This window comes from Lentibacillus kapialis (assembly GCF_014646635.1).
GTDB classification, from domain to species: domain Bacteria; phylum Bacillota; class Bacilli; order Bacillales; family Amphibacillaceae; genus Lentibacillus; species Lentibacillus kapialis.
This window is the reverse complement of sequence record NZ_BMNQ01000104.1, coordinates 1-3,694: the sequence shown is the minus strand read 5'-3', so window position 1 is coordinate 3,694 and position 3,694 is coordinate 1. Positions and strand designations below refer to the sequence as shown.

Below are 3,694 nucleotides of genomic sequence, written 5' to 3'. Positions count from 1 at the left end.
GCATGACCACTTTTTTGATAACCGTCCATACTTTCACCTCATGATTTAGTATGGACAAAAAAGATAGGGCTAAAAGCTGATACCGTCTAAAGACGGTGGAGTTAGACCACGCATTTGTAAGTTAAATCAGCGTATCAGCTGAGGTTATAAAGTCTAAACGAAAGTAATATATTTGTTTCTTTCCGCTTAAATATTTAACTCAGATTTATTCCAATGTCCCTGTGACTGTGCCCTTTTTAATATTCGATGCATTCTCTTCTTTCCAATCATTGTAGACCTTCTGAAAACGTTTTTCTTCGGAATCTGTGAATCCTTCAAATACGACATCATCTATATTTTCTTCATTAAAATAGAAAACATTGTCGGGATCCAGGCCTTGCGGATAAAAACATCCTGAGTAATCAAACATTTTTCTTTCCCCATCTGTCTCCAGAAGTGGTCCTCGGTTCAAGATCATAAGTTTGCTCGTTCCTTCTTTTAAATACACAATCGAACCAATGGGTAACATGTAGATTCTCCTCTCCATATTCTAATTCTCGTTTCTGTCTTATTCGGCGTTAGCTTACTTATTTTTATCCCCTTTAAATTTCACTGTAGTATGGCCTACCGCCACTGCTATACTGCTAGCAAATAGCACGAGAAACAAAAATAACATTGTAAAGCATAAAATCAAGACATTCGGAAATTCAATGAATGCTACAAAGAGCATTACAGTAAATATCAAAAAAAATAAGTACATACCTAAAACCAGGGAAAAATGCTTGAACGGCTTTGGCCTAACCCATAAACGATCCTTTGATAGTCGTTCAAGCCTGACCACTTGATAGAGATTCTTCTTATTTAAATGGTTAATATAAAAACGTATTAAAAACATGAGTATAACCGCAATTATAACAATAATCGAATTAACGAATGGGGAACTTTGAATATCAAAGTAATCTGTCAATGGTCTTAGAAGATTAGCTATCAAAACAGCAATACCACCACTAAGTAATCCTAGACCTCCTGTATTATTTGCCTGTTTCACTTCAGGTGTCTTTAATTTTTCCACGATTTCTTGATCTTCTACCTTAAAAACGGGATTCGGGAACATCCAGAAGAAAAATGGGAATAACATTAGCCAAATGGACCTTCCCAAATCCAGGATATAAGATTGATTATCAATGACCAGGATTCGATACCTTATATTTTTATATACACCATATACCTTACAGTTCATTGGATTGTCATCCTTCCTCCTCATCTCATCCAATTTCTCTCAGCATTCTTGTACGACTCACATTAATCCTACTAAATGGCTACTAACTAAATGGATTGATGGCATCAAGACCACTGCTGAGCGCTTCACCGGCGTCTTCCGCAAGATTAGTTGCGGTTTCTGTAACTGTTTTGAAGCCTTCATCTATTTGTTGACCTGCCCAATCTAAGCCATCTTGGATGCCCAATATATTATTATCATATAGATAATTGAAACCCATCGTTGCACCAACGCCGACAGCCGCACCGGCTGCAGCAATACCTATTGCAGCCCACCCTACCGGATTAGATCCAAGCACAGCTGCTGCTGCTACAGTTAATCCTGCTGTGGTTCCCGTAGTCGCTCCAACACCTATTCCTGTCGCTACAACGTTATGTGTGGTTGCCTCTCCCCATTAGCAGTAGCCAGAGGTGAAGGGATATTTCGGAAAGTGATGAAGCAGTACAAGAAGGTTAATCTTCTTATTTTGGACGAGTGGCTCCTGACACCTTTAAAAGGAAATGAAGCACGTGATTTATTGGAAATCATTGAAGCAAGACATCGAACAGGTTCAACTATCTTTTGTTCCCAATTTGATCCAAGAGGATGGCATGAAAAGATAGGAGAAGATACCTTGGCGGATGCCATATTGGACCGTATCGTACATGATTCGTATCATATTCTGATTGATGGAAAGGTGTCTATGAGGGAAAGACATGGATTAAAAGAATAAGCCGTTCACTGTTTTTGGAAGCAGAGATTGAAGCAAGTTAATCATTTAAATTGGGAATGGCTACCGCGCTTATGCTTGCTTCCTTCTAATTCGCGTTAAGCTTGCTTCGCAAGCACACGCTCATTACGAAGCTACGCCCTCCAGTTTTAAAAGACGAAAGAATGGGCCATGTGCATTTTGTTTCTATCAATCTATAAAATTGAAAAAGGTGAATACGATATGATCGATTATATGACAATTTCAGAAACAGCTCAACTACTTCATTCCTACGAAATAGAATGTGATGAAAGTGATGTGAGACAGTGGATAACTGAAGGGAAAATTAAAGCATCAAAAGATGGTAATAACTATTTGGTAGATGAGCCAGACGTTCTGGATTTTTTAGAGGATCTTAGTAAGGTTGGATCAGCCTATGAGAAAGGAATTGATGATCAAACAAAAATCGCACGACTGGAAAAAGAAATAAAAGAGTTACACAAAGAAGTAGAACAACTGGAGTGTGAAAAGTTGAATCTTGAACTAAAATTGGGTATCTTACCATTTTAGTTTTAAATTCCCCATCATCCGATGGGGAATTTAAACAAGGTGCTGGCTCACTTTTGTCATAAATGGTTCAATTCAATGGCAATATTCACACCCCTCTTCCCCGCCATAAGCTGTTATCTATAAAAAGATTATCCACTATCAAATCAAACAAGAATTAATATAGCTCATAATTTCATTACGCTTCCCTAAAACAAATTTGTATTCACTGCCGTCTTCTGTTGCAACAATTAGCGCATTTGAAATCAGACCCAAAGATTTTGCTTTCTTTACATCTGAAATACTATTCATTGACAATTCCAATTCCTTTTTCTGAATATTGATGGTATGCGGTTTAAAATACAACCTATCATTTGTCACCTTTAATTTCCCACCAACTGACTCGAGTCCGCGCTTAAGATTTGCCCCGATATCATACTGAATGTGTTCACTACTTTTTAACTCCATTGGAAGCCTCCTCAGCTGATCTTCACACGTTTATTAAGTACTATTCAGTTTTCTTGATCAGTTAACTCAACATTATATTCGTCTGCAAATTCATTGAACTTTTTGTCTGCTTTTTTCCGAATTTCTGTGGCTTCCCCCAATTTACCTTCAAATTGCTGCATTAAGTTTTGAACTTCTGGATCGTTTTCTGACTTTTCCATTGCGATCTCTAATGCTTGCAGCCTGGAATCAAATGCATCTGACCATATCTTAAATTGTTCTACACGCATTTTGTTTAATTTCTTCACAACGTCTGTCTCAGGCTTCTGATTTAATATATATTGAGTAACTTCGTCAACAAGTGGTTTCACTTCATTTTTTTCGAGATTATATGTATCCTCAAGTGTTGTTGCTTGTGCAGATTGAACTAATAACTGATCTATTTCCTGTAGTTTTGGGTTAACTTTTTCTAAATAGCTGTTATGATATTCAACTAATTCATCTGTCTCTGGAGAACTACAAGCCACAAGAGCTATTATCACACTTAAAATACAAATAACAAAAAGCTTTTTCATTTCCCTTGTCCTCCTGGTTCAATTATATTCATTAAATTTATTAATTTTATACTGTGGTTAGCCCCCAAAAACGGGGGAATTTCATAAATCAATAAAAAAATCATAAGCGTCTATTTTCCGAGAAAATGTTGCTTCATAACCTGAAGTTTTCTAAAAATACGCTGTTCGGACGAAAATAAG

6 protein-coding genes and 1 pseudogene are annotated in these 3,694 nt (G+C 36.9%); 2 read left to right on the top strand and 5 right to left on the bottom strand.

Annotated features, from left to right (window positions below):
* Positions 1-205: 205 nt before the first annotated feature.
* From IEW67_RS17615 to IEW67_RS17605, 3 genes are all read right to left on the bottom strand, one after another.
* A complete protein-coding gene (locus IEW67_RS17615; RefSeq protein ID WP_188634386.1) occupies positions 206-508 on the bottom strand; it encodes a DUF4176 domain-containing protein in 303 nt (100 codons plus the stop codon).
* Between the two features lie 54 nt (positions 509-562).
* Positions 563-1,219: a DUF443 domain-containing protein gene (locus tag IEW67_RS17610; protein WP_188634385.1), complete on the bottom strand. Its 657-nt coding sequence runs from the start codon at positions 1,217-1,219 to the stop codon at positions 563-565.
* Between the two features lie 82 nt (positions 1,220-1,301).
* Positions 1,302-1,556: a hypothetical protein gene (locus tag IEW67_RS17605; RefSeq protein ID WP_188634384.1), complete on the bottom strand. Its 255-nt coding sequence runs from the start codon at positions 1,554-1,556 to the stop codon at positions 1,302-1,304.
* Between the two features lie 48 nt (positions 1,557-1,604).
* Here IEW67_RS17605 and IEW67_RS17600 point away from each other — a divergent pair.
* Both IEW67_RS17600 and IEW67_RS17595 read left to right on the top strand, forming a co-directional pair.
* A pseudogene (locus tag IEW67_RS17600) lies at positions 1,605-1,970 on the top strand (ATP-binding protein); the annotation flags it as partial.
* Positions 1,971-2,189: 219 nt separating this feature from the next.
* Positions 2,190-2,516, top strand: a complete 327-nt coding sequence (locus IEW67_RS17595) for a helix-turn-helix domain-containing protein (RefSeq protein WP_188634383.1) — start codon at positions 2,190-2,192, stop codon at positions 2,514-2,516.
* A gap of 138 nt (positions 2,517-2,654) precedes the next feature.
* Here IEW67_RS17595 and IEW67_RS17590 read toward each other — a convergent pair whose 3' ends face one another.
* Together IEW67_RS17590 and IEW67_RS17585 are read right to left on the bottom strand one after the other, a co-directional pair.
* Positions 2,655-2,960 (bottom strand): GRAM domain-containing protein, encoded by a 306-nt coding sequence (locus tag IEW67_RS17590; protein ID WP_188634382.1) that lies wholly within the window; start codon positions 2,958-2,960, stop codon positions 2,655-2,657.
* Between the two features lie 44 nt (positions 2,961-3,004).
* Positions 3,005-3,514, bottom strand: coding sequence for a hypothetical protein (locus IEW67_RS17585; protein WP_188634381.1), 510 nt, complete (start codon positions 3,512-3,514; stop codon positions 3,005-3,007).
* Positions 3,515-3,694 lie beyond the last annotated feature (180 nt).

Excerpts from the sequence above, each read along its gene's own strand:
- IEW67_RS17615 (WP_188634386.1), bottom strand. The coding sequence starts at position 508 with ATGTTACCCATTGGTTCGATTGTGTATTTAAAAGAAGGAACGAGCAAA.
- IEW67_RS17610 (WP_188634385.1), bottom strand. The coding sequence starts at position 1,219 with ATGAACTGTAAGGTATATGGTGTATATAAAAATATAAGGTATCGAATC.
- IEW67_RS17595 (WP_188634383.1), top strand. The coding sequence starts at position 2,190 with ATGATCGATTATATGACAATTTCAGAAACAGCTCAACTACTTCATTCC.
- IEW67_RS17590 (WP_188634382.1), bottom strand. The coding sequence starts at position 2,960 with ATGGAGTTAAAAAGTAGTGAACACATTCAGTATGATATCGGGGCAAAT.
- IEW67_RS17585 (WP_188634381.1), bottom strand. The coding sequence starts at position 3,514 with ATGAAAAAGCTTTTTGTTATTTGTATTTTAAGTGTGATAATAGCTCTT.